At 47.6% G+C, this 20274-nt stretch carries 14 protein-coding genes, 1 pseudogene and 2 riboswitches; of the genes and pseudogenes, 8 read left to right on the top strand and 7 right to left on the bottom strand.

The window, feature by feature from the left end; all coding sequences use genetic code 11:
• The first annotated feature begins 146 nt into the window (after positions 1-146).
• Complete coding sequence (locus tag C825_RS17655; RefSeq protein ID WP_010803462.1) at positions 147-599, top strand: hypothetical protein; 453 nt, start codon at positions 147-149, stop codon at positions 597-599.
• Positions 600-634: 35 nt separating this feature from the next.
• Here the strand turns inward: C825_RS17655 and cobI are convergent, their stop codons facing one another.
• On the bottom strand, positions 635-1333 hold the full coding sequence (gene cobI, locus C825_RS17650) for a precorrin-2 C(20)-methyltransferase (RefSeq protein ID WP_010803461.1): 699 nt from the start codon (positions 1331-1333) through the stop codon (positions 635-637).
• Between the two features lie 66 nt (positions 1334-1399).
• Positions 1400-1609, top strand: a riboswitch (cobalamin riboswitch).
• A gap of 48 nt (positions 1610-1657) precedes the next feature.
• On the opposite strand from cobI, the gene C825_RS17645 reads away from it, so the two are divergent.
• From C825_RS17645 to C825_RS17630, 4 genes are all read left to right on the top strand, one after another.
• Complete coding sequence (locus C825_RS17645) at positions 1658-2818, top strand: ABC transporter substrate-binding protein (protein ID WP_010803460.1); 1161 nt, start codon at positions 1658-1660, stop codon at positions 2816-2818.
• A gap of 9 nt (positions 2819-2827) precedes the next feature.
• Entirely contained in the window at positions 2828-3865 is a 1038-nt protein-coding gene (locus C825_RS17640) for an iron chelate uptake ABC transporter family permease subunit (RefSeq protein WP_007653531.1), read from the top strand.
• A gap of 2 nt (positions 3866-3867) precedes the next feature.
• On the top strand, positions 3868-4872 hold the full coding sequence (locus tag C825_RS17635) for an ABC transporter ATP-binding protein (RefSeq protein WP_044214665.1): 1005 nt from the start codon (positions 3868-3870) through the stop codon (positions 4870-4872).
• Positions 4873-4944: 72 nt separating this feature from the next.
• On the top strand, positions 4945-5622 hold the full coding sequence (locus tag C825_RS17630; RefSeq protein WP_010803458.1) for a hypothetical protein: 678 nt from the start codon (positions 4945-4947) through the stop codon (positions 5620-5622).
• A gap of 37 nt (positions 5623-5659) precedes the next feature.
• On the opposite strand, the gene cbiD is transcribed toward C825_RS17630, so the two are convergent.
• The 6 genes and pseudogenes from cbiD to C825_RS17600 form a co-directional block, all read right to left on the bottom strand.
• Complete coding sequence (gene cbiD, locus C825_RS17625) at positions 5660-7501, bottom strand: cobalt-precorrin-5B (C(1))-methyltransferase CbiD (protein ID WP_010803457.1); 1842 nt, start codon at positions 7499-7501, stop codon at positions 5660-5662.
• Between the two features lie 18 nt (positions 7502-7519).
• On the bottom strand, positions 7520-9364 hold the full coding sequence (cobM, locus tag C825_RS17620) for a precorrin-4 C(11)-methyltransferase (protein ID WP_010803456.1): 1845 nt from the start codon (positions 9362-9364) through the stop codon (positions 7520-7522).
• 7 nt (positions 9365-9371) lie between these two features.
• Positions 9372-10580, bottom strand: coding sequence for a bifunctional cobalt-precorrin-7 (C(5))-methyltransferase/cobalt-precorrin-6B (C(15))-methyltransferase (locus C825_RS17615; RefSeq protein WP_010803455.1), 1209 nt, complete (start codon positions 10578-10580; stop codon positions 9372-9374).
• Complete coding sequence (gene cobJ, locus C825_RS17610) at positions 10577-11989, bottom strand: precorrin-3B C(17)-methyltransferase (RefSeq protein ID WP_010803454.1); 1413 nt, start codon at positions 11987-11989, stop codon at positions 10577-10579. Before cobJ ends, C825_RS17615 begins: the two co-directional genes overlap by 4 nt.
• Positions 11990-12383: 394 nt before the next feature.
• Complete coding sequence (locus tag C825_RS17605) at positions 12384-13226, bottom strand: AraC family transcriptional regulator (RefSeq protein ID WP_044214490.1); 843 nt, start codon at positions 13224-13226, stop codon at positions 12384-12386.
• Positions 13227-13551: 325 nt separating this feature from the next.
• Positions 13552-13902: pseudogene (locus C825_RS17600) on the bottom strand (sirohydrochlorin cobaltochelatase); the annotation flags it as partial.
• 134 nt (positions 13903-14036) lie between these two features.
• Positions 14037-14232: riboswitch (cobalamin riboswitch) on the bottom strand.
• Between the two features lie 140 nt (positions 14233-14372).
• Between C825_RS17600 and aspT the strand changes: the two are divergent.
• The 3 genes from aspT to C825_RS17585 all read left to right on the top strand — a co-directional run bounded on the left by aspT (position 14373) and on the right by C825_RS17585 (position 20268).
• On the top strand, positions 14373-16070 hold the full coding sequence (gene aspT / locus C825_RS17595) for an aspartate-alanine antiporter (protein ID WP_010803451.1): 1698 nt from the start codon (positions 14373-14375) through the stop codon (positions 16068-16070).
• Between the two features lie 67 nt (positions 16071-16137).
• Positions 16138-17793, top strand: a complete 1656-nt coding sequence (locus C825_RS17590; protein WP_007653544.1) for a bifunctional aspartate transaminase/aspartate 4-decarboxylase — start codon at positions 16138-16140, stop codon at positions 17791-17793.
• A 225-nt stretch (positions 17794-18018) separates the two neighbouring features.
• Entirely contained in the window at positions 18019-20268 is a 2250-nt protein-coding gene (locus tag C825_RS17585) for an aconitate hydratase (RefSeq protein WP_007653546.1), read from the top strand.
• Positions 20269-20274: the final 6 nt, after the last annotated feature.

Here is a 20274-nt window from a genome sequence, read left to right as displayed (position 1 = left end):
AGATAAAGGGTTGTGGTGTATGATAATTTGCCTAATTTTGTGATATCACAATAACAAAATGAAACTAACAGCAAGTTTATAGTGATAAAAAGAAAGTAAATAACAATTTTAAAAACTTCGGTTTATGTAATTAAGGAGATTTGATTATGGCAACAATGAGATTTAGTTTGACAGGCGTCGTTTCAAGAGAAACAGAGACAGGATCATGGGTTAAAACAATTGCAGATTGTTTGGGTATTCGAATGTTTTCGAAGATGGGTTCTTCGGAGAGTATGAATAATGTCGGTTGGGATACCACCAAGCAGAAGGAAATCCAGGATCTTCATCATTATGCCATCAGCAACTTGATCCCCAGGGCCGGAGTCTATCAGATGAAGTTACTTGAATCGTTGGCACAATCTGCTTCTATCTATTCACCGGAAGAGACTGAAACTCTTTATAATGAAACGAATAAAAAGATTGAAGAGATCAGCAGTCACATTTCAGGAGTATTAGTGAGTGCACGTGAGTTGTGCAAGTCGGGGCATCAGAACTGGGAATCTGTCCAGTCGCTCCGCTACCATATGAACCGTCTGAACGGTATCATAGAATCCGTATAGTTTTTGCGATACAATAATTGGGATAGTAATTTTTTTTATTGTATGATCATCAGTGAGAAATAGGGGAAAGATTTCTCTGCGATGATTTGCCGGTCGGAGGTGTAGTATTCTTTATCCGTCCCTACATTTTCAAAATAATGGAATTGTGTCTGCGGATGCTTGCGAATACATGCATGTACGGCTTCCACACATTGCGACAGTTTCATAATGACGATCACGTATCCGGCATTTATCTTTTCTGACAATTCTTCTGCGGAAGGAGTGCCGGGGATAACAATGATCTGTTCTTCCTGTTTGACAATGTGCAAGCCGGCCAGTGCTCCGGCAGCGATGAAGGCGGGGATTCCGGCAATACGCTGAACGTCGATTCCCGTCTCTATAAACTTGTCATATATATACTGGATGGAAGAATAGAAGCCGGCATCGCCTTCGGCTACGATAACGATCTGTCTGCCTTCCGCATAGTTTGCAGCGGCTTCGTTGTAAAGGGCGTCGTAGGCTTTCCAGGCTTCCGTGCGGTCTTTGCTCATGGGGAGCATGAAGCAGCGGATGGCAGTTTCGTTTATTTCCAGTGCACGTATGATATCGGCGGCACGTGAGAGGATTTCACCTTGCCTGTTACGGGTGGCGGGGCAGTAGATAATATCTGCTTTCTGAAGTTGTCGGAGACCTTTCACTGTGATAAGTTCCGGTTCGCCGGGACCTAATGATACGAAACTGATCGGGTAAGTCATTTTATTCTTGTTTTTATTTGGGGTGCAAATGTGCTGAAAATAGTGCAAAGTTGCAAACTTCTTATTACTTTTGCGATCGAAATAGGTTCTGTAAAACTCCTGTTCATGGAGACAGATTAAAAGGGAACCGGGTGGAAATCCCGGACAGTCCACGCTGCTGTAAAACTTCAGTAACATCCCGATAACACCTTTTGCCACTGGCGGAGAGACAGCCTCGCCGGGAAGGCTTTCGGGATGGAAGTAAGTCAGAAGACCTGCCATTTTTCACATAGCGATTGTCCTCGTGGGTTCGGACGGTTTGTGTCGGATAAAAAGAATATGAATATGAACAAGTATTTAGCAGGTTGTTGCCTGGTTGCACTATTGGCTACGTCGTGTGCATCGAAAGGAAATCAACAGGAGAAAAAGAATGTTTCTTCACAACAAACGACTATAACGGATAGCCGGGTTCAGGTGACACCAAAGCATGCCGAAGGTTTTCAACTGACCTATAAAGATGATTATACGCTGGTGGATATACATGATCCGCAGAATGAAGAAAGTACGCATTTCCTGTATGCTTTGGTTCCCCGGGGGACGAAGCCGGAAGGGATTCATGCGGATTATACGGTTATCGAAACACCTGTACGTAGTGCTATCTGTATGACTTCCCTGCAATTATCCAATTTCATTAAGTTGGGAGCGGAGGATAAGGTTGTCGGCATTACGAGTACGCGCCATCTGTTTAATAAGACTATCAATAATCAGCTGAAGGAAAGAAAGACGGCAAAGATCGGGATCGAAGGCAACTTCGATAATGAGGTGATCATGAGTATCAATCCCGACCTGATCCTGATCTCACCTTTTAAGCGTGGCGGCTATGAAACAATGAAAGATATCGGTATCCCTCTGATTCCTCATCTGGGATATAAAGAAATGACACCGTTGGGGCAGGCTGAATGGATCAAGTTCGTCGGTTTGTTACTCGGGATAGAGCAGGAAGCCAATGAAAAATTCTTGGCTATAGAGAACCGCTACAACGAGCTGAAAGAGCTGACAGCCGAAGGTAAAGTGCAGAAACGTCCTGTCGTGTTCAGTGGCGAAATACATGGTGGTAACTGGTATGCAGTAGGAGGAAAGAGCTTCCTTGCACAACTTTTCAAAGATGCCGGCGCTGATTACTTTTTGAAAGATGACGATCGCTCCGGCGGTGTGACGCTCGACTTCGAGACCGTCTATAACCAGGCCGACGAAGCCGACTACTGGCGTATCGTAAACAGCTATCCGGGAATATATACTTATAAATCACTGAAAGATCAGGATCCCCGTTATGCAGACTTCCGTGCCTTCAAGGAAAAAGGAGTGATCTATTGCAACATGAGGGAAAAACCTTTTTACGAAAGCATGCCGACCGAGCCGGAAGTGGTGCTGGGCGATTTATTGCATATCTTCCATCCGAATCTACTGCCGGATCATACGCCTGTCTATTATGATTTACTTAAATAAATGGGTACGATGAAGTATTCTAACACTTTCCTGATGTTTGTGATCTTTGTCTCGATCGTCGTGTTGTTGTTTCTGAATCTGGTGTTGGGCTCTGTTTCTATACCCTTCCATTCGGTTTGGAATATCATCTGCGGCAATGGCGACGAACCGGTCACCTGGCAGAATATTATCTGGAAATCACGCTTTCCGCAAGCCTTAACGGCATTAGTCGCCGGAGCCGGATTAGCGATCAGCGGGCTTCAGATGCAAACCGTATTCCGTAATCCGTTGGCCGGCCCCTCTGTATTGGGTATCAGTTCTGGTGCAAGTATGGGAGTTGCCTTCGTTGTTTTACTGAGCGGAAGTCTGGGAGGCGTGGCGTTGAGTAAGCTGGGCTTTATGGGGGAGATTGCCTTATCCATTGCGGCCATAGTCGGTTCCTTGTCTGTCATGGCACTGATCGTTTATGTTTCGCAGAAGGTAAAAGGGAATGTGACGCTATTGATTATCGGTGTGATGATCGGCTATGTGGCGAATGCGGTAATCGGAGTCCTGAAGTTTTTTAGTGTGGAAGAAGATATCCGTGCTTATGTGATCTGGGGGCTGGGAAGTTTCTCGCGTGTCTCCGGTAATCAGATGATGCTTTTCGTAGCGATTATGGCTATCCTGATCCCTCTTTCGTTCCTATTGATAAAGACATTGAATCTGATGCTTCTCGGCGATGGGTATGCTCGTAATCTGGGACTGAATATCAAACGGGCACGCCTGCTCGTTATCACCTCTGCCGGTGTATTGACAGCTATCGTGACCGCTTACTGTGGTCCGATCGTCTTCTTGGGACTGGCTGTTCCTCATCTTTGCCGTGCCATTTTCCAGACATCCGACCATCGCATACTGATGCCCGGTGTACTGTTTGTCGGTGCAGCCCTGGCATTGGCCTGTAACCTGATTGCACGTATGCCGGGATTCGAGGGAGCTTTGCCGGTCAACTCGGTAACCGCATTGGTCGGTGCTCCGGTCGTCGCTTCCGTATTATTCCGCCGGCGTAAAAACGAACTAAACGAATGAGCATGAAAGAGGCAACTATTCAGATAAACGATCTCTCTATCGGTTATCATTCTAAAAGTGATACTAAGCTGGTAGCAAGCCATATAACGACAACGATCTATAGTGGCGAATTAACCTGCCTGCTGGGTGCCAACGGTGTCGGAAAGTCTACTTTATTACGTACATTATCCGCTTTCCAGCCTCGCCTGTCGGGTGAAATAGCACTACTGTCCCGCGATATACAGGACTATAGTGATAAGGAGCTTAGCACTATAGTGGGAGTGGTGCTGACAGATAAGTGTGACATCCGCAACATGTCTGTCCGTGAACTGATCGGCATGGGACGCAGTCCGTACACCGGTTTTTGGGGCCGCCTGGGTAAAGAAGACAAGCAGATCGTAGAAGAGGCGATCGCCATGGTCCGGATCGAGAACCTCGCCTCGCGCATGGTACACACCCTTTCCGACGGTGAGCGGCAAAAGGTCATGATCGCCAAAGCGCTGGCACAGGAAACGCCTGTAATCTTCCTGGATGAGCCGACCGCCTTTCTCGATTTCCCCAGCAAGGTGGAGATCATGCAGCTTTTGCATCATCTTACCCGTACGACCAATAAAACGATCTTCCTCTCTACTCACGACCTTGAACTGGCTCTTCAGATCGCCGATAAGATATGGTTGATGGACAAGGTGAAAGGGATCAGTACCGGTACGCCCGAGGACCTCGCTTTAAGCGGTTACCTGAGCGGTTTCTTTGCCCGCAAAGGGATTGTCTTCGATATGGAAACCGGCCTGTTCCGCATCGACAACCGTTATGACAGGGAAATCCATCTTACCGGCAGTGGCCAGAAATATGCGATGGTGCGTAAGGCGCTTCTGCGGAACGGGATTCATGCCGGCTGCGAAATAGAATCGGAAAGCCGGATTGATGCGGGAGAGACGGTGGAATCTCCGATCACCCTTTATCTTTCGGGTAATCCGCCGCGGCAGGTCGCTTCTGTTGAAGAACTGCTGATGTGTCTTGAGAGTTGACAGAGAATGTTAACGGGATAAACTTTTTTCATTTCGTTTGTTATATAAAGGTAATTCAAAATATTAAACGTCATGAAAAAGTATTTCTTGTTTGCCTCCCTTTTATTCGCATGGACACTCACCTCCTGCGACAGTGATGATTCTTCCGATATTGAACCGGATGTCCCTTTCTATCAGAATCTCGGTGTTTCCTACGATGTGACTAATAATAAGACAAATGTCGGGGCGAATTTCAATAAGCAGGATAGTGCGGGGATTAACATCAAACTGAATGGCCCGGCTTCCATCCTGTTCAACGGCAAGGCCCCCAATTTTGCCAATGTGGGTATTTATTTCTATACGTATTCTTTTAAAGGACTGGAAGATATGACTTTCACCTTTACCCGTGCAAAAGATGAGGTCTATACCAATGTCGCTTCCATAAAAGACGTAAAACCGATCGCTATTCCCGAATCGTTTACATCGGCCAAAGTGAAAGGTACGACTACGTTGACCTGGGAAGGTGATCCGGTTGGTCCGAACGAAGTGGTGGAAGTTACTATCAGTTATGATGGCGGAGTGAACAGCATTTTTAACCGCGACGAGGGCAGCCGTTCCATCAATATCACGTTCAGTAATTCATCACTGTCCGGTAAGGCAACCCTGTCGCTGAGCCGTGCAAAAGTGAGTCCTTTGCAGGAAAGCAACGGGAGTGCCGGCGGGCAGTTGGATGTTTCCTATGTACAGAGTAAGGAGATCAGGCTCGAGTAAGCCGTGTTATTTCCTGTTCTGATCCGGTAAATCTTATTTATTCCCGAATCCGACCTTCTTCCGTAATCAATACGATCTGTAATTTATCCGCGGGAAGGAGCGGGATACAATGTGCATAGCATTTTTTTAAAAGGAGAGAAAAGAAGGGTGATTGTTCTCCGGAAGGGAATAACTGCCAGAGTTCGCGGGCGAGGGTAATCGTCTCGATCTGCCGGACTGCTGCTTCGGGGCAGCCGGCTTCGCGGGCGGTTTCCTTCAGGAAGTCTTTGTTCATGACTACTTTCTTGCTGTGGGTATCCAGAAATCCCTCCGCCAGTTTGACTGCTTTTCCGATCATGATCCCCATGACAACTTGCTCGAAGGAGAGTGCCGAGGCTATTTTCAATGTCTCGCCGATAAAGTTTCCGTAATGTACGAAAGCCTGTGGCGGTAATTCCGCGTAACGGGCTTTCAGATACCGTTCGCTTTTGGCTCCTGAATTGATGACCAGTGTCTGGCAGCCGATGGCTTTGGCTACTTCGGCTTCTTTGCGGATAGAGGCGATGAAGGCGTCGGCGGAGAAAGGGCGTACGATGCCGGATGTCCCGATGATGGAGATGCCGCCAATGATGCCCAGCTTCGGGTTGAATGTCCTGGTGGCGAGTTCTTTTCCGCCGGGAACGGAGATTGTGACTATTAGTCCGGGACTCGGCGGCAGGTTTTTAGCTGCCGGGTTGTTCTGACGGAACGCTTGTAAAACAGCAGCCAATTCATCCGTGATCATTTTGCGGGGGGTCGTGTTGATGGCGGGACCTCCGACTTCCAGCCCTAATCCGGGCAGAGTGACTGTGCCTACTCCCGGACCAGCGACGAAACGGACAAGTGCATCGTTGGAGGCTGTCGAAAAAGCCACGTTGGCAACGATCATAGAACCGTTGGTGACATCCGGGTCATCGCCGGCATCTTTGATGACCGAACAGGTTGCACTGTCACTGTCCCATTCGGTTGCGGTAACCGGCAAGGTGATTATTTCACCCGAAGGCAGGGTGATGGATGCGGCTGTTTGTTCCTCTTTACTTAACAGGGCGGTCAGGGCCGCTTTGGCCGCTGCCGTGGCACAGGCTCCGGTCGTATAGCCGTGATGCAGGGGGAAGAACTCCGGCAGCAGGCGTTCGATCTGTTTGCGCAATCCGTCCTCTCCGTAAACAATGTAGAATGTTTCGGGCAATGCCGGCCGTTTGACAACGAATATAGGGATGGAGCGTTTGCGGGCAGCCGCCACTTTCTCGTTGAAATAGCCAGACCGGCCACTTTCCTTGGTGATAACGGCATCCGGTTGCAACCGGTCCATCAGTGCTCCGGCATCGTCTTCATCCTGATAGAAGCACAGATAGTCCGCAGGAAATCCCTGACGGGTGGCGGTTGTGAGCGACTCTTCGCGTTCAAGAATGCGGAACCATGCCGGATGCTTTTTCCACCAAGGGCGTAGCGGGGCGATGGTGTTTACCCCGGTGAGGGCAAGCAGGTGCCGGATACCGTGTTCTTCCAGTTTACGAATGGCGTCATCGTAATTATCGCACCAGACCAGATCGGGGTCGCGGGGCGGATAACGCCGTTCGTAACGGATCACCGGCAACCCGAGGGAGGAGGATACTTCTGCAACCGTGCGGTGCAGGGCCGAGGCGAAGGGATGGGCGGCATCGACCAGCAACCGGATGTTTTTCTCCCGGCAGCATGTTTCCATCGCTGCCGTATCCATGCCGCCGGTCAGGCGGATGCCATGCGCACACTCTATTTCCTGGAGCGCGCCTTTGGTCGAATAATAATAAGGCGCACTTCCTTCGTCTGCGATGCGGACGCTGGCCCGTCCCTCCGTTGTTCCTCCCAATATCAGTATCATAGCCTTTTCTGAAACAGGTTATTTACGGAACAGGTGTTTGAATTCGTCGGCATAAAGACGTGAGAGGCCTTCGCGGTTGTCAATCGCGTCGCCTACCACCAGCAGGGTGGTCAACGTCAGATGGTTCTCTTTGACGATCTTCGCCAGGTCTTTCAACTCTCCGCGGTAGATGCGTTCGTCCTTCCAGGTCAGTTTATAGCAGGCGGCTACCGGTGTGGTAGGGGCGTAATGTTCAAGAAGTTCTTCCTGCACCTTGTCCGCTATGCCTGCACTGAGGTAGATGCACATCGTGCTTTGGCTGGCGGCCAATTTGTGCAGCTGTTCTTTTTCGGGCATCGGCGTACGGCCTTCACCACGGGTGAGAATGATGGTCTGTACCTTTTCCGGGATGGTGAACTGTGAGTGCAAAGCGGCAGCGGCAGCCTGAAAAGAGGATATCCCCGGGGTGATATGATAACTCATATGGAACTGGTCAAAGAAAGCCATCTGCTCCTGTATCGCCCCGTAGATGCAGGGGTCGCCGGTATGCAGGCGCACAACGAACTTGCCCCTGTCGTAGAACTCTTTCATCAGGATGAACTGCTCTTCCAGGTTCATATCTGCCGAACTGCGTACGGTGGCTCCCGGTTTCGCACAATAGGTCAGTTCTTTTGGGACGAGGCTGCCGGCGTACAGGATCAGGTCTGCCTTTTCGAGCATCCTCCTGCCACGTATCGAGATCAGCTCCGGATCGCCCGGACCGGCACCGACTATTTCGATATGGCCTTGCCGTTGTACGGATTTATCCATTGCCACGGCAAATGTATAATCGTTGCTTTCTCCCAGCTGCCCCTTTTGTTTCTCCAACAACAGGAATCCGCCTCCGGCACTTTGTATCGCCGCGGCTTCCGCCACGCTCGATGACTGGGTGACTTCCTTTACCTTGGCGGAAGGGTTGGGGACAGCGAGTTTGTTCAGAACGTCTGCCGGGTAGGTCTTGAACGGACAGTCCATAATATCGTAGGCCAGCAGGGCCAGGAGCGCTTCGTCCTTTTTCAGGTCGATGGAGGATATGTCGGCAATGGATTCGGGACAGAGGTTGTTGTCGATCAGAGTGGCGATGATATGCTGGTGCATCTCGACAGGATCGCCTTTGAGGTCTTTCCGGCAGCCGATACCCAGGTGCAGCACTTTCGGGAAATAGGAGACCATCTTGATATCCGCTTCGTAGATAAACGGCCCGACGGTGATCACCAACTCGAACTGGTCGAGGGGAATGTCAGAGAATTTATTGAATATACGGACATGGTCCGGACAGGTGTGTTCGAGGTATTCCGTACCCTTCTCGCGTACATTTAATATAAGGGCTGTCGGTTTTTTATTGACGAAGGCGGCAATGCAGGCATTCATCGCATTTTCATTGTCCGTCAGGTCGTCAGCTACGACAGACCAGCCGAATTTTTCTCCCAGTGTATCGAGCGCCCACAATCCGGTATTATCGCTTTGGGTGGTGACAATGGCGTTACCTCCGAGTACCTGTGCCAGTTCGACGCTTAACTCGTTTGCCCCTCCGATATGGCCGGAGAGGACCGGGATGATATATTTACCGGTACTGTCGATGCAGACAACCGCCGGGTCGGTATGCTTGTCCATTATATAAGGAGCGATGCAGCGTACGCAGATACCCATTGCCCCGATAAAGATAATCGCGTCCGATTTGAGGAACAGGTCTCCGACAATGGTGTCGATCGACTCCATTACTACCGTCTCTTCCTGCGATTCCTTACTGTAGATCACAGCATCAGGATATTGTTTCTTTATTTGCCGTGCCAGCGGCAGACTGCTGACCGATACCACGACGATTGCTACTGATCGTTTATTCATCGTTCTTCTATTTTGCTTCTTTAAATGCTTTCAGTATGGTGATCGGGTTATAATCGCCGACACTTACATGCAAAGGTTCGTCTAATTTCAATCCGGCTTCGTGAACCGATTCTATAAATAACTTTTCACTCTCTTCGGATACGGAGTTGAATACCAGCAGGCCGTCGGGAGCGAGGTAACGAGCTACTTTGCCTACGATCTCTTTCAGCTTGCCTCCATGCCCGCCGATAAATACGGCATCGGGTGCGGGCAGGTCGGAAACATCTTCCTCCATGAAGTCACATATATGTACGTCGATACCCGGTGCTCCCAGTTTCGAACTGTTTTCTTCCATCAGTTTCCAGCATTCCTTGCGGATCTCGAATGCGTGGATGTGAAGATGGGGGTATTGCCTTTTCGCTTCGATAGAAACTGATCCCGTACAGAAACCGATATCCCAGAAGTGGTTGCACATCGGGAGCATCAGCATGCTCATATCCAGTATCCGGACAGGCGCTTTCGTAATCATGCGTTCCCTGCCGTCGAGCAGTTCGAACAGCTTGTCGGGGATGCCCAGCGGACGGTAGGTGATATCGTTATACATCCGTTGCAGTATCACACAATTCGGACTGTCGATGGGATATTCTTCCACTTCCGACAGGGCAAGCGAGCGTGAGATGCGCTGCTTTTCCGGGTTGCCCAGATGTTCTCCTATATACATTTTATATTGTGTGAAACCATATTTCAGCAGGCGCATAGCAATGGAGGCCGGGGTACGCACATGGTCGGTCAATACTCCGATTTTCCCCCGGTTTTCTATCAGTGCGCAGTCGAGTTCATGCCACGGACGTCCGGTGAGGGATACCATGGTCATGTCTTCATACGATACTTTCAGTTCGTGCGAAAGCATCTGTAATGAATTGAATGAGGGCAGGAGCGTTATTTCCGCTTCCGGCATCCGTTTAAGTATCGTTGAAGCGAATCCGTAGAACAAAGGGTCGCCCGAAGCGAATACAACGATCTTCTGATGGTATTCATATTCGTCGAAAACATTGTCGAGCGGTACTTTTATATCGATCCATACAGCATCCGGCGGCAGGAAAGGCATGACGATCTCATGATGGCGCTTGCCTCCTGAAAAGTATGTGTTGCTGTTGATTATATCTACTATTGTCTTGTTGTTGCTGATGTAGTTGGGGTCATCGGGAATGCCGATGACGGTGAATTGTGTTCTCATACGTCTCTTCCTGGTTTTAAATTAATAGCGTCGTTGTAACAAAGTATAGCGTTGGTCAGTGTAGCCGCAAGGTTACTTCCGCCTTTCCGTCCTTCAACGATGAGTTTAGGGATGGAGGTGAACGGTTTGACCATATGTTTCGATTCTTGTACGTGCACGAAGCCGACGGGGGCGGCAATGATTCCGGCAGGGGTCGCTTTTCCCTTGCGGATCAGGTCGCATAGTTCTATCAGTGCCGTCGGGGCATTACCAAATACGAACAGAGCATCCGGATGCTCGCTGACGGCGATCCGTATGCCGGCTTGTGTGCGGGTGATCCCTTTTTCGGTAGCGAGGGCAACGGTTTTCTCGTCTTGCAGGTAACATTTCACTTCGAGTCCCATGCGTTGCAAAGCTCCTTTGCGGATACCGGATGCCGCCATGGTGACATCGGTGATGATGGTACGGACTGCGCTGCTGCTTAGTTTTTCGTAGAGCGTGGAAACGGCATTGTCGTCTACCCGCAGTACGTTTTCCATATCGAAATCGGCTGTTGTATGGATGGCATGCAGCAAGGCCCATTTCTTGTCTAACGGAATATCCTGGTTTTTCAGTTCTTTCTCGATGGTGCGGAAACTACGGATCATGATGTCCTGGCCGATTCCGATTTCCTTAGCGGCCATTTTGATCTCGCCGTAATAACCGCGCGGGGTAATCATTTTATTTTCGAACTGATAGGTCTGTGAGTTGCCGATAAGGATGACAGTGAACATATCCACCTGTTCCGGGTCGAAGTCTGCCAGTGTGGTGATCGTCACTTCCTGTTCTTCGCGTCCTGCCTGGCGGACAAAGCCGACCGGTGTCTGCGGATCGCGTTCCTGTAGGAAAATTTCGATCAGGCGGTAGAGCTGCCAGTAGCGGCCTTCACTTTTGGGATTATAGATGGCGGTGATAAAGTCTGCCGAAGCGGCGGCTTTGATGCGTTTTTCTATCAGTTCCCACGGTGTCATCAGGTCGGAGAGGGAGATCACGCAGAAGTCGTGTCCTACCGGGGCACCCAACAGGGAGGCTGCCTTCTGGAAGGCACTGATTCCGGGTAAAGCTTCGATGCTGATGTCACTTCCTTTTTCGCGTTTCATCTCGTAGATAAGCGGGGCCATCCCATAGATGCCGGCATCGCCGGAGCTGATAACAGTTACTACTTTGCCTTCGGTCGCATAATTATATGCTTCTTCGGCACGTGCCTTCTCCCGTTTCATCCCTGAGTCGATACATATGGCTCCGGGACGGATTATCTTTTCAATGAACCGGAAGTAATATTTGTATCCCACGATAACGTCTGATTGCCGGATGGCAGATAACACTGCGGGAGTAATGTCTGATTCACTGCCGGGTCCGATACCGGCTACGATTATTTTACCTGTGCTCATTTATAGCTTTGAGTTATTGATTCTGATACATTCGGTTGTAATCATGCAGACACAAAGATAATCTATTTATTTCGTACCGGTAGACTTTTGACGGTTTTGTTCTTAAAAATACGTTTCCGGGCTTTGCGTTTGAGTTGCAGGTATTGCAGCCAGGAAAATACTCGTAGTAACACAACAAGTAAAATAACACCTGACAGAATATAACAGACTAAGGGAGTTGACATTCTCCCCTCAACAAAAGTATTATCCCCACCCTTACCAAGGGATAATAACACATACAATTTGGTCATCATAATTTAATAAGAATCTGTATTTTAACAATACAAAGGTAGCCTATGCTGCAGAAGGGGAATATATATAAAATCACATATAAAATATATAATCTGATATTCTTTCAGCTGTTTAGTTTCTTCTTTAATTCTTCGGGGGTAAGTCCGAATTGTGTTTTACAGAACTTATAGAAATGAGAATGTGAACTGAAATCGAAATCGTCGATTATACTTTTGAAATCTTCACCTTCTGTTGTCAGGCATTTTAAAATCCGTTTCGCCTTTTCATTCAGTAACCACTGGTAGGCAGGAATACCGAAGTTTTCTTTGAATTTGACCCGGAAGGAGTTTATCCCATATCCCATCAGATTGGCCAGTTCTTTGACATTCTTTACTTTCATATAATTTTCCGCTACCTGTTTTTCGAACTCAGACGGGTGATTGGCCAGCAGATAGAAAAAATGACCTAAATCTTTACTGGGGTAGACTGTTTTGAGAAGATAGAACAGTTCCTCTCTTTTGGCAAGATATAAGTTGTAATTCAAATAATTATTCTCCAGATACTGAATGAGAAGTTTTAAAAAGCTGTAGAGAGGTTCGATTATCTTTAGTTCTATCCATTCAAACGAGGATTCGGGTAATAGGTCATATTGAGCCCGGAAACGAAATAACTCATCGATAGTCAGACTATCGAAGGTGAACGCAAGAATTTGCGAACATGGAGTAATTTCATAGGTGTATTTTTCATGCCCTTTAAGAAAGAGCATATGCGGTTCGCCAATGGACTTCGTTTGAGTATGTGGAGAATATATTTTTACTGATCCGTCCAGTATGAAGAAAATCATATTATTATATAGGTAAGATTCAGTTAAATCTATTCCTTCGGGCTTTATGAGAAGATCAAAGCCTGCATGTAATGACTGACTGTTAGGTATTTCAGAAGGCGCGTTATTAATCGTACTTTTCATGTTTTTGTTTGGATTTAGTTGTTGTTTTACACTCCATGTGAATGTATATGCAAAAAAAATACAATGTTCCAGTTTGTTATGTATACAAAATATCATTTTATGTATATATTTTGATATAAATAAAAATGCAAGTAAAGATGGTAAATAATTAGTTGATAATAGATAAAATGTCTATTGTTATTGCTCCTTTAATAATGTAAAAGTTCTGGTTGTGTAAATTAGAATTTCAAGAATGTATTGATATAAAAAACCGGCCTTTCCCCGTATGAGGAAAGAGGCCGGTTTTCATTTGTGACTCTGTGACGGATAATGGGCGTTTGGTCCGTCAGTCTTTTTCAGCAGCGTATTGCTTCTTTTTATCCATGATATCGACTATTTTGTGTTTGGCCGCAAAACGGGCATGTTCGATGAAGATGTCCTGTATGTCGGGATTCTGTCCCAGACCTTCCATCAGGACGGATACTTCGTAACCGTTGTCTTCCAGCTCCTTTTTCCAGTCGCCTGCTATATCATTGTTGGCATGGTCGCCGGCAACGAACATGAAAGGCATGAGCATGACTTTCTTTACACCGCTGGCTTTGAGCTTGGCAAGCATCGTATCGAAAGTGGGATAACCTTCGATCGTTCCGACATGGAAGTTTTCATAGCCTTTTGCTTTCAGCATATAATCAGTCACTGTCTTCTGCAACATACCGTGTGTGCAAAAGACATACTCATTGAACAACCTACAAGAAAGGCTGTCAGCAGACATTTCTTTTTCATTGAAAGAGATTTGTTTTATGTTCATAATAGCCCTCCTGGCCCCGGGAGAACGGATTTGTCTGTCTGGCAGGTTTCCTGACTTGCCCGGAAAACGACCTTCCCATCCTTGTCACGGACAGTGGTGTAAGCATGTTTTCCTTTTATAGCGGGCTTCACAGTAGCAGGCACTATTCCGGATTCTCACCGGATTCCCTTTTATACGGCAACCGGAGGCTGGCGTATCACCAAAGCGGGACAAAGATAGAAATTTATTTAAAATAAGGGAGCTTTTATAATCTCTTAATTGAATCTCCCGCAACAACTTTCTCATGGATTGTGTTCCATTTACCACAATAAAATCGGACATGGAATATGTCTTACTATTAACGTCAAATAATTGTATATATGGAGTGGTTTGCTGATTTGCTCAAACACTATCCGGAACTGGCTATCTTTCTGACACTGGCTTTCGGTTTCTGGATAGGTAAATTTAAGATAGGTAAATTTTCTTTGGGAACAGTTACCAGCGTATTGCTGGTCGGTGTATTAATCGGACAATTGCATATCGATATCGGGGCACCCATTAAATCCGTATTCTTTCTTCTGTTCCTTTTTGCCGTGGGATATAGTGTTGGTCCGCAGTTCTTTCGCGGGCTAAAAAAGGAGGGACTTCCGCAGATGTTTTTTGCCGTACTGATGTGTTTGTTCTCTCTGTTTGTTCCCTTTTTGCTTGCCAAGCTGATGGGATACAATGCCGGAGAAGCGGCTGGATTGCTGGCTGGTTCGCAGACGATCTCTGCGGTGCTGGGAGTAGCGGAAGATACGATCAACCAGAGCGGGTTGAGTGCGGCAGACAAAACATCCATGATTAATGTGATGCCTGTAGCTTATGCTGTCTGTTATATTTTCGGTACGGCCGGTTCTGCCTGGCTGATGAGCGATGTGGCTCCCCGTTTGCTAGGCGGACTGCCTTCGGTAAAGAAGGCTTGTAAAGAGCTGGAAGCAAAGATGGGTACCGACGATGAGAGCGAGCAACCCGGTTTTATGCCGGCAGCACGTCCCATCACTTTCCGCGCTTATAAGATCAGTAATGACTGGTTCGGGGCAGGCAAGACCGTACAGGAGCTGGAAGATTATCTGGAAGGGCAGGGCCGTCGTCTGTTTGTAGAACGCGTACGAATCAATAATGTGGTATATGACGTGAAACCGGACCTGATGCTTCAGAAAGGGAACGAAGTCGTGTTGAGTGGTCGCCGTGAATTTGTGATCGGAGAAGAAGATTGGATCGGAGACGAAGTGAACGACCTTGAATTGCTGGACTTCCCGGCAGAGACATTGCCTGTACTGATCTCCTGTAAGAAGTTTTCGGGAATAACTGTAGCCGGTCTCCGCAGTGAAAAGGTGATGCACGGCGTCAGCATTAAAAGTATCAAACGTGCGGGTGTCAATATACCTGTGCTGGCTGCGACAAAGATTAATCCGGGCGATATGCTCGAACTGGTAGGTACCAAGATGGAGGTAAATGCTGCGGCTGCGACTTTGGGGTATGCTGACCGGCCGACCAACCAGACGGATATGATCTTTGTTGGTCTGGGGATCTTTATCGGTGGCGTGATCGGCTCATTGGTGGTACATTTTGGAAATATACCGATCAGCCTGAGTACGAGTGGCGGGGCATTGATTGCCGGACTGGTATTCGGATGGCTTCGCTCCAAACACCCGACATTCGGACGTATTCCGGAACCATCCTTGTGGGTATTAAATAATGTAGGGCTGAATATGTTCATTGCCGTGGTCGGCATTACGGCCGGACCGAGTTTTGTGACCGGCTTCAAAGAAGTAGGCGTAAGTCTGTTCATTATCGGAGCACTGGCCACGACCATTCCGCTGATAGCCGGTGTCCTGATGGGACGCTATCTCTTTAAATTCCATCCGGCCATTACACTGGGTTGTACTTCAGGAGCACGAACGACAACAGCCGCCCTCGGTGCGATAGAAGATGCGGTGGAAAGCCAGACGCCGGCGTTAGGATATACAGTTACTTATGCTGTCGGTAACACCTTACTGATTATCTGGGGAGTGGTGATTGTCTTGTTAATGTAAATCATAGAAAAAGATAGTTCAATTCTGATAAAAATAGAAATTAATAATCATACATATAATATATAATATGGAAGAAAACAATAAAATCGTAGTCACCCGTGAATACGAAAAGAAAATGTCGGAGATCAGTCCGTTCGAATTAAAGGACATACTGATCCGGTTAGCCGATGAGAGTGCCCGTAAGAGTACCCACATCATGTTGAATGCCGGTCGTGGCAACCCGAACTGGATTGCTACCACGCCACGCGAAGCCTTTTTTCTACTCGGCCAGTTTGCTCTGGAAGAATGCCGTCGCGGGGTTAAACTGGAAGACGGTATGGTCGGTCTTGCCGGCGTTCCCCAGAAACCAAGTATCGCCTATCGGTTCAGGGAGTTTCTTGATAAACAAGAGGGAACACCTGGTTCCGAACTTTTACGTGATACCTATAATTATATGGTACGTGTAAAGAATGTTGATGAAAACGACCTGGTACATGAGTGGGCAGAAGGTGTGATTGGTGACCAGTATCCTGTTCCCGACCGTATTTTGAAATATACGGAAGTATTGGTGCGTGATTATCTGGATCAGGCATTGTGTAACAACCAGCCGCCCAAAGGTAAATTCGATTTGTTTGCCACCGAGGGCGGTACGGCTGCCATGTGTTACATCTTCGACTCCCTTCAACAGAACTTCCTGTTGAATAAAGGAGACAAGATCGTCCTGTTTGCTCCGGTCTTTACTCCTTATATAGAAATACCCGAACAGGCCCGTTATCTGTTTGATGTAACGGAAATACATGCGCTGAAAATGACGGGTGACGGATATCATACCTGGCAATATCAGGAAAAAGATCTGGATGTATTGAAGGATCCGTCTGTTAAGGCTGCCTTTATTGTCAATCCGAGTAATCCGCCTTCTTATGCTTTGACACCCGGATTGACGGAGCGTATTGTCGATATCGTTACCAATTATAATCCCAACCTGATGATTATTACCGACGATGTATATGCCACTTATGTGCATGGTTTCCGTTCCCTGATGGCTGAGCTTCCTGATAATACATTGTGCGTTTATTCTTTCTCCAAGTATTTCGGTGCGACAGGCTGGCGTCTGGCAGTCATCTCTTTGCATGAAGATAACATCTATGACCGTATGATTGCCGCATTGCCTGATGATAAGAAAGAAGCATTGGCAAAACGTTACAGCAGTATCATGCTCGACCCCTCGAAGATGAAGTTTATCGACCGCATGGTAGCCGACAGTCGCCAGGTCGCACTTAATCATACATCCGGACTTTCCCTGCCACAGCAGACACAGATGTCTTTGTTTGCCTCTTTTTCCTTACTGGATTCCGAGAACCTGTATCAGTCCCGCATGATCGACATCATTCACGAACGCCTGCACACCCTTTGGAAAAGTTCAGGATTTACCCTCCTCGATGATCCTCTTCGTGCCGGTTATTACAGTGAAATAGATATGGAAGTGTGGGCAAAGAAATTCTATGGAGACGATTTCTTCGAATATCTGAAAGCCAACTACGAACCGGTCGATGTCGTGTTCCGCCTGGCACAGGAAACATCGCTTGTCCTGTTGAACGGCGGAGGCTTCGATGCTCCCGAATGGTCTATCCGTGCTTCGCTGGCTAATCTGAAAACGGAAGACTATGTCCGGATCGGCGAGGGGATCGCTTCCATCCTTCATAGTTATGCCGCGAAATGGCAAGAATCGACAAAAGATAAATAAGTTAAGAATAGTTTATATATCGTTGAACAAAATAAGTTCGCCGCGCGTTTTATAAATGAACGTGAGGCGAACTTTCTTATTTGTATAGACAACCTCTATCGGGTCATAGACATTATTGAATAAAAGGTGTTTTATTTATATATACATTTGTTAATGACAAATGGAACTCTTTTTTATTTGCATATACAAGCTTTCTGATAAACAAACAACTAATAAGATTATAATATGGTGTACGACATTGAAATGCTGAGAAGCTTTTATTCCAATTTCCCGAAAAGGGTAGATGTGGCCCGCGAAAAGATCGGTCGTCCGATGACTCTGGCCGAGAAAATCTTATATGCTCATTTATATGACGAAAAGGCATTACGCCTGTTCAGGCGTGGAGACGATTATGTGAACTTCCGTCCCGATCGTGTGGCGATGCAGGATGCAACGGCCCAGATGGCATTGTTGCAGTTCATGAATGCTGGAAAAAAGAAATCCGCTGTCCCGGCAACTGTTCATTGCGATCACCTGATCCAGGCGAATATCGGTGCGAAAGCAGATATTGAAACAGCAACAAAAGGGAACAGCGAAGTGTATGATTTTCTGAAATCCGTATCCGATAAGTTCGGTATCGGTTTCTGGAAACCCGGTGCAGGAATTATCCACCAGGTGGTGTTGGAAAACTATGCCTTCCCCGGCGGAATGATGGTCGGAACAGACTCGCACACGCCGAATGCCGGCGGACTGGGAATGGTAGCCATCGGTGTCGGTGGTGCCGATGCCGTCGATGTAATGACCGGGATGGAATGGGAACTGAAGATGCCGAAACTGATCGGTGTCAAGCTGACCGGACGTCTGAGCGGCTGGGCTTCACCGAAAGATGTCATCCTGAAACTGGCCGGTATCCTGACCGTAAAGGGCGGGACGAATGCCATTATCGAATATTTCGGAGAAGGTGCTTCCTCTATTTCCGCTACGGGAAAAGCGACAATCTGTAACATGGGTGCCGAGGTAGGTGCTACTACTTCATTGTTCCCATACGATCTGAATATGGCAACTTATCTGCGTGCCACTGGCCGCGATACCGTTGCAGCCTGGGCCGATGCTATCCAGGATTATCTGGAAGCCGATATGGAAGTAAGGGCACAGCCGGATGAATATTATGACCGCGTAATCGTTATCAACCTGTCCGAACTGGAACCGCATATCAATGGCCCGTTCACTCCAGATGCAGCAACGCCTATCTCTGAGTTTGCCGCGAAGGTAAAAGCAAACGGCTATCCCCGCCAGATGGAAGTCGGCCTGATCGGTTCATGTACGAACTCCTCTTATCAGGATTTAAGCCGTGCCGCCTCTATCGCCCGGCAGGCTTTTGAAGATAAAATACCTGTCGCTTCCCCGTTGATCATCAATCCGGGATCGGAACAGATCCGTTATACAGCCGAACGTGACGGTATCATCGGTGACTTTGAAAAGCTCGGTGCCACCATCATGGCAAACGCCTGCGGTCCGTGTATCGGCCAGTGGAAACGTCATACCGACGATAACACCCGCAAGAACTCAATCGTAACCTCCTTTAACCGTAATTTCGCCAAACGTGCAGACGGCAATCCGAATACACATGCTTTTGTCGCTTCCCCGGAACTGACGCTAGCATTGACCATTGCCGGTGACCTTTGTTTCAATCCGTTGACGGATACATTGAAGACCGAAGACGGTCGCGAAGTAAAACTCCGTGAGCCGCAGGGAACTGATTTCCCGCCCAAAGGTTTTGATGTAAAAGATAACGGTTATCTGGCTCCGACCGGAAAAGATGTGGAAGTAAAGATCAGTCCCGATTCAAACCGTTTGCAGGTGTTGCATCCTTTTGCTCCGTGGGATGGAAACGATTTGCTGGAAATGCCTCTTTTGATCAAGGCTTCGGGTAAATGTACGACAGACCATATTTCGATGGCCGGTCCGTGGCTCCGTTTCCGTGGTCATCTAGAAAATATATCCGACAATATGCTGATGGGGGCGGTGAACGCTTTCAACGGTCAGACGAATGCCGTATTGAACCAGTTGAATAATACGTATGAAGCTGTCTCCGCCGTTGCCAAACAGTATAAGGCGAAAGGCATTTCATCCATCGTGGTTGCCGAAGAGAACTACGGTGAAGGCTCCTCCCGTGAACACGCCGCTATGGAACCCCGTTTCCTGAATGTGAAAGTGATCCTTGCCAAAAGTTTTGCCCGCATCCATGAAACGAACCTGAAAAAGCAGGGAATGCTTGCCCTGACCTTTGCCGACAAAGACGATTACGATAAGATTCGTGAAAACGATCACATCTCCATCATCGGTTTGAAAGAGTTCACACCGGGCAAGCCATTAACTGCTATCGTATTGCATGCAGATGGCACACAGGAATCATTCCCTGTAAATCACACGTACAATAATTTGCAAATCCGATGGTTCAAGTCCGGATCAGCATTGAATATGGCACATGTATAGAAATAA

Source organism: Parabacteroides sp. ASF519 (assembly GCF_000364265.2).
Classification (GTDB): domain Bacteria; phylum Bacteroidota; class Bacteroidia; order Bacteroidales; family Tannerellaceae; genus Parabacteroides; species Parabacteroides goldsteinii.
Note: the sequence above shows the minus strand (reverse complement) of the source record. Positions and strands in the feature narration are given on the sequence as shown.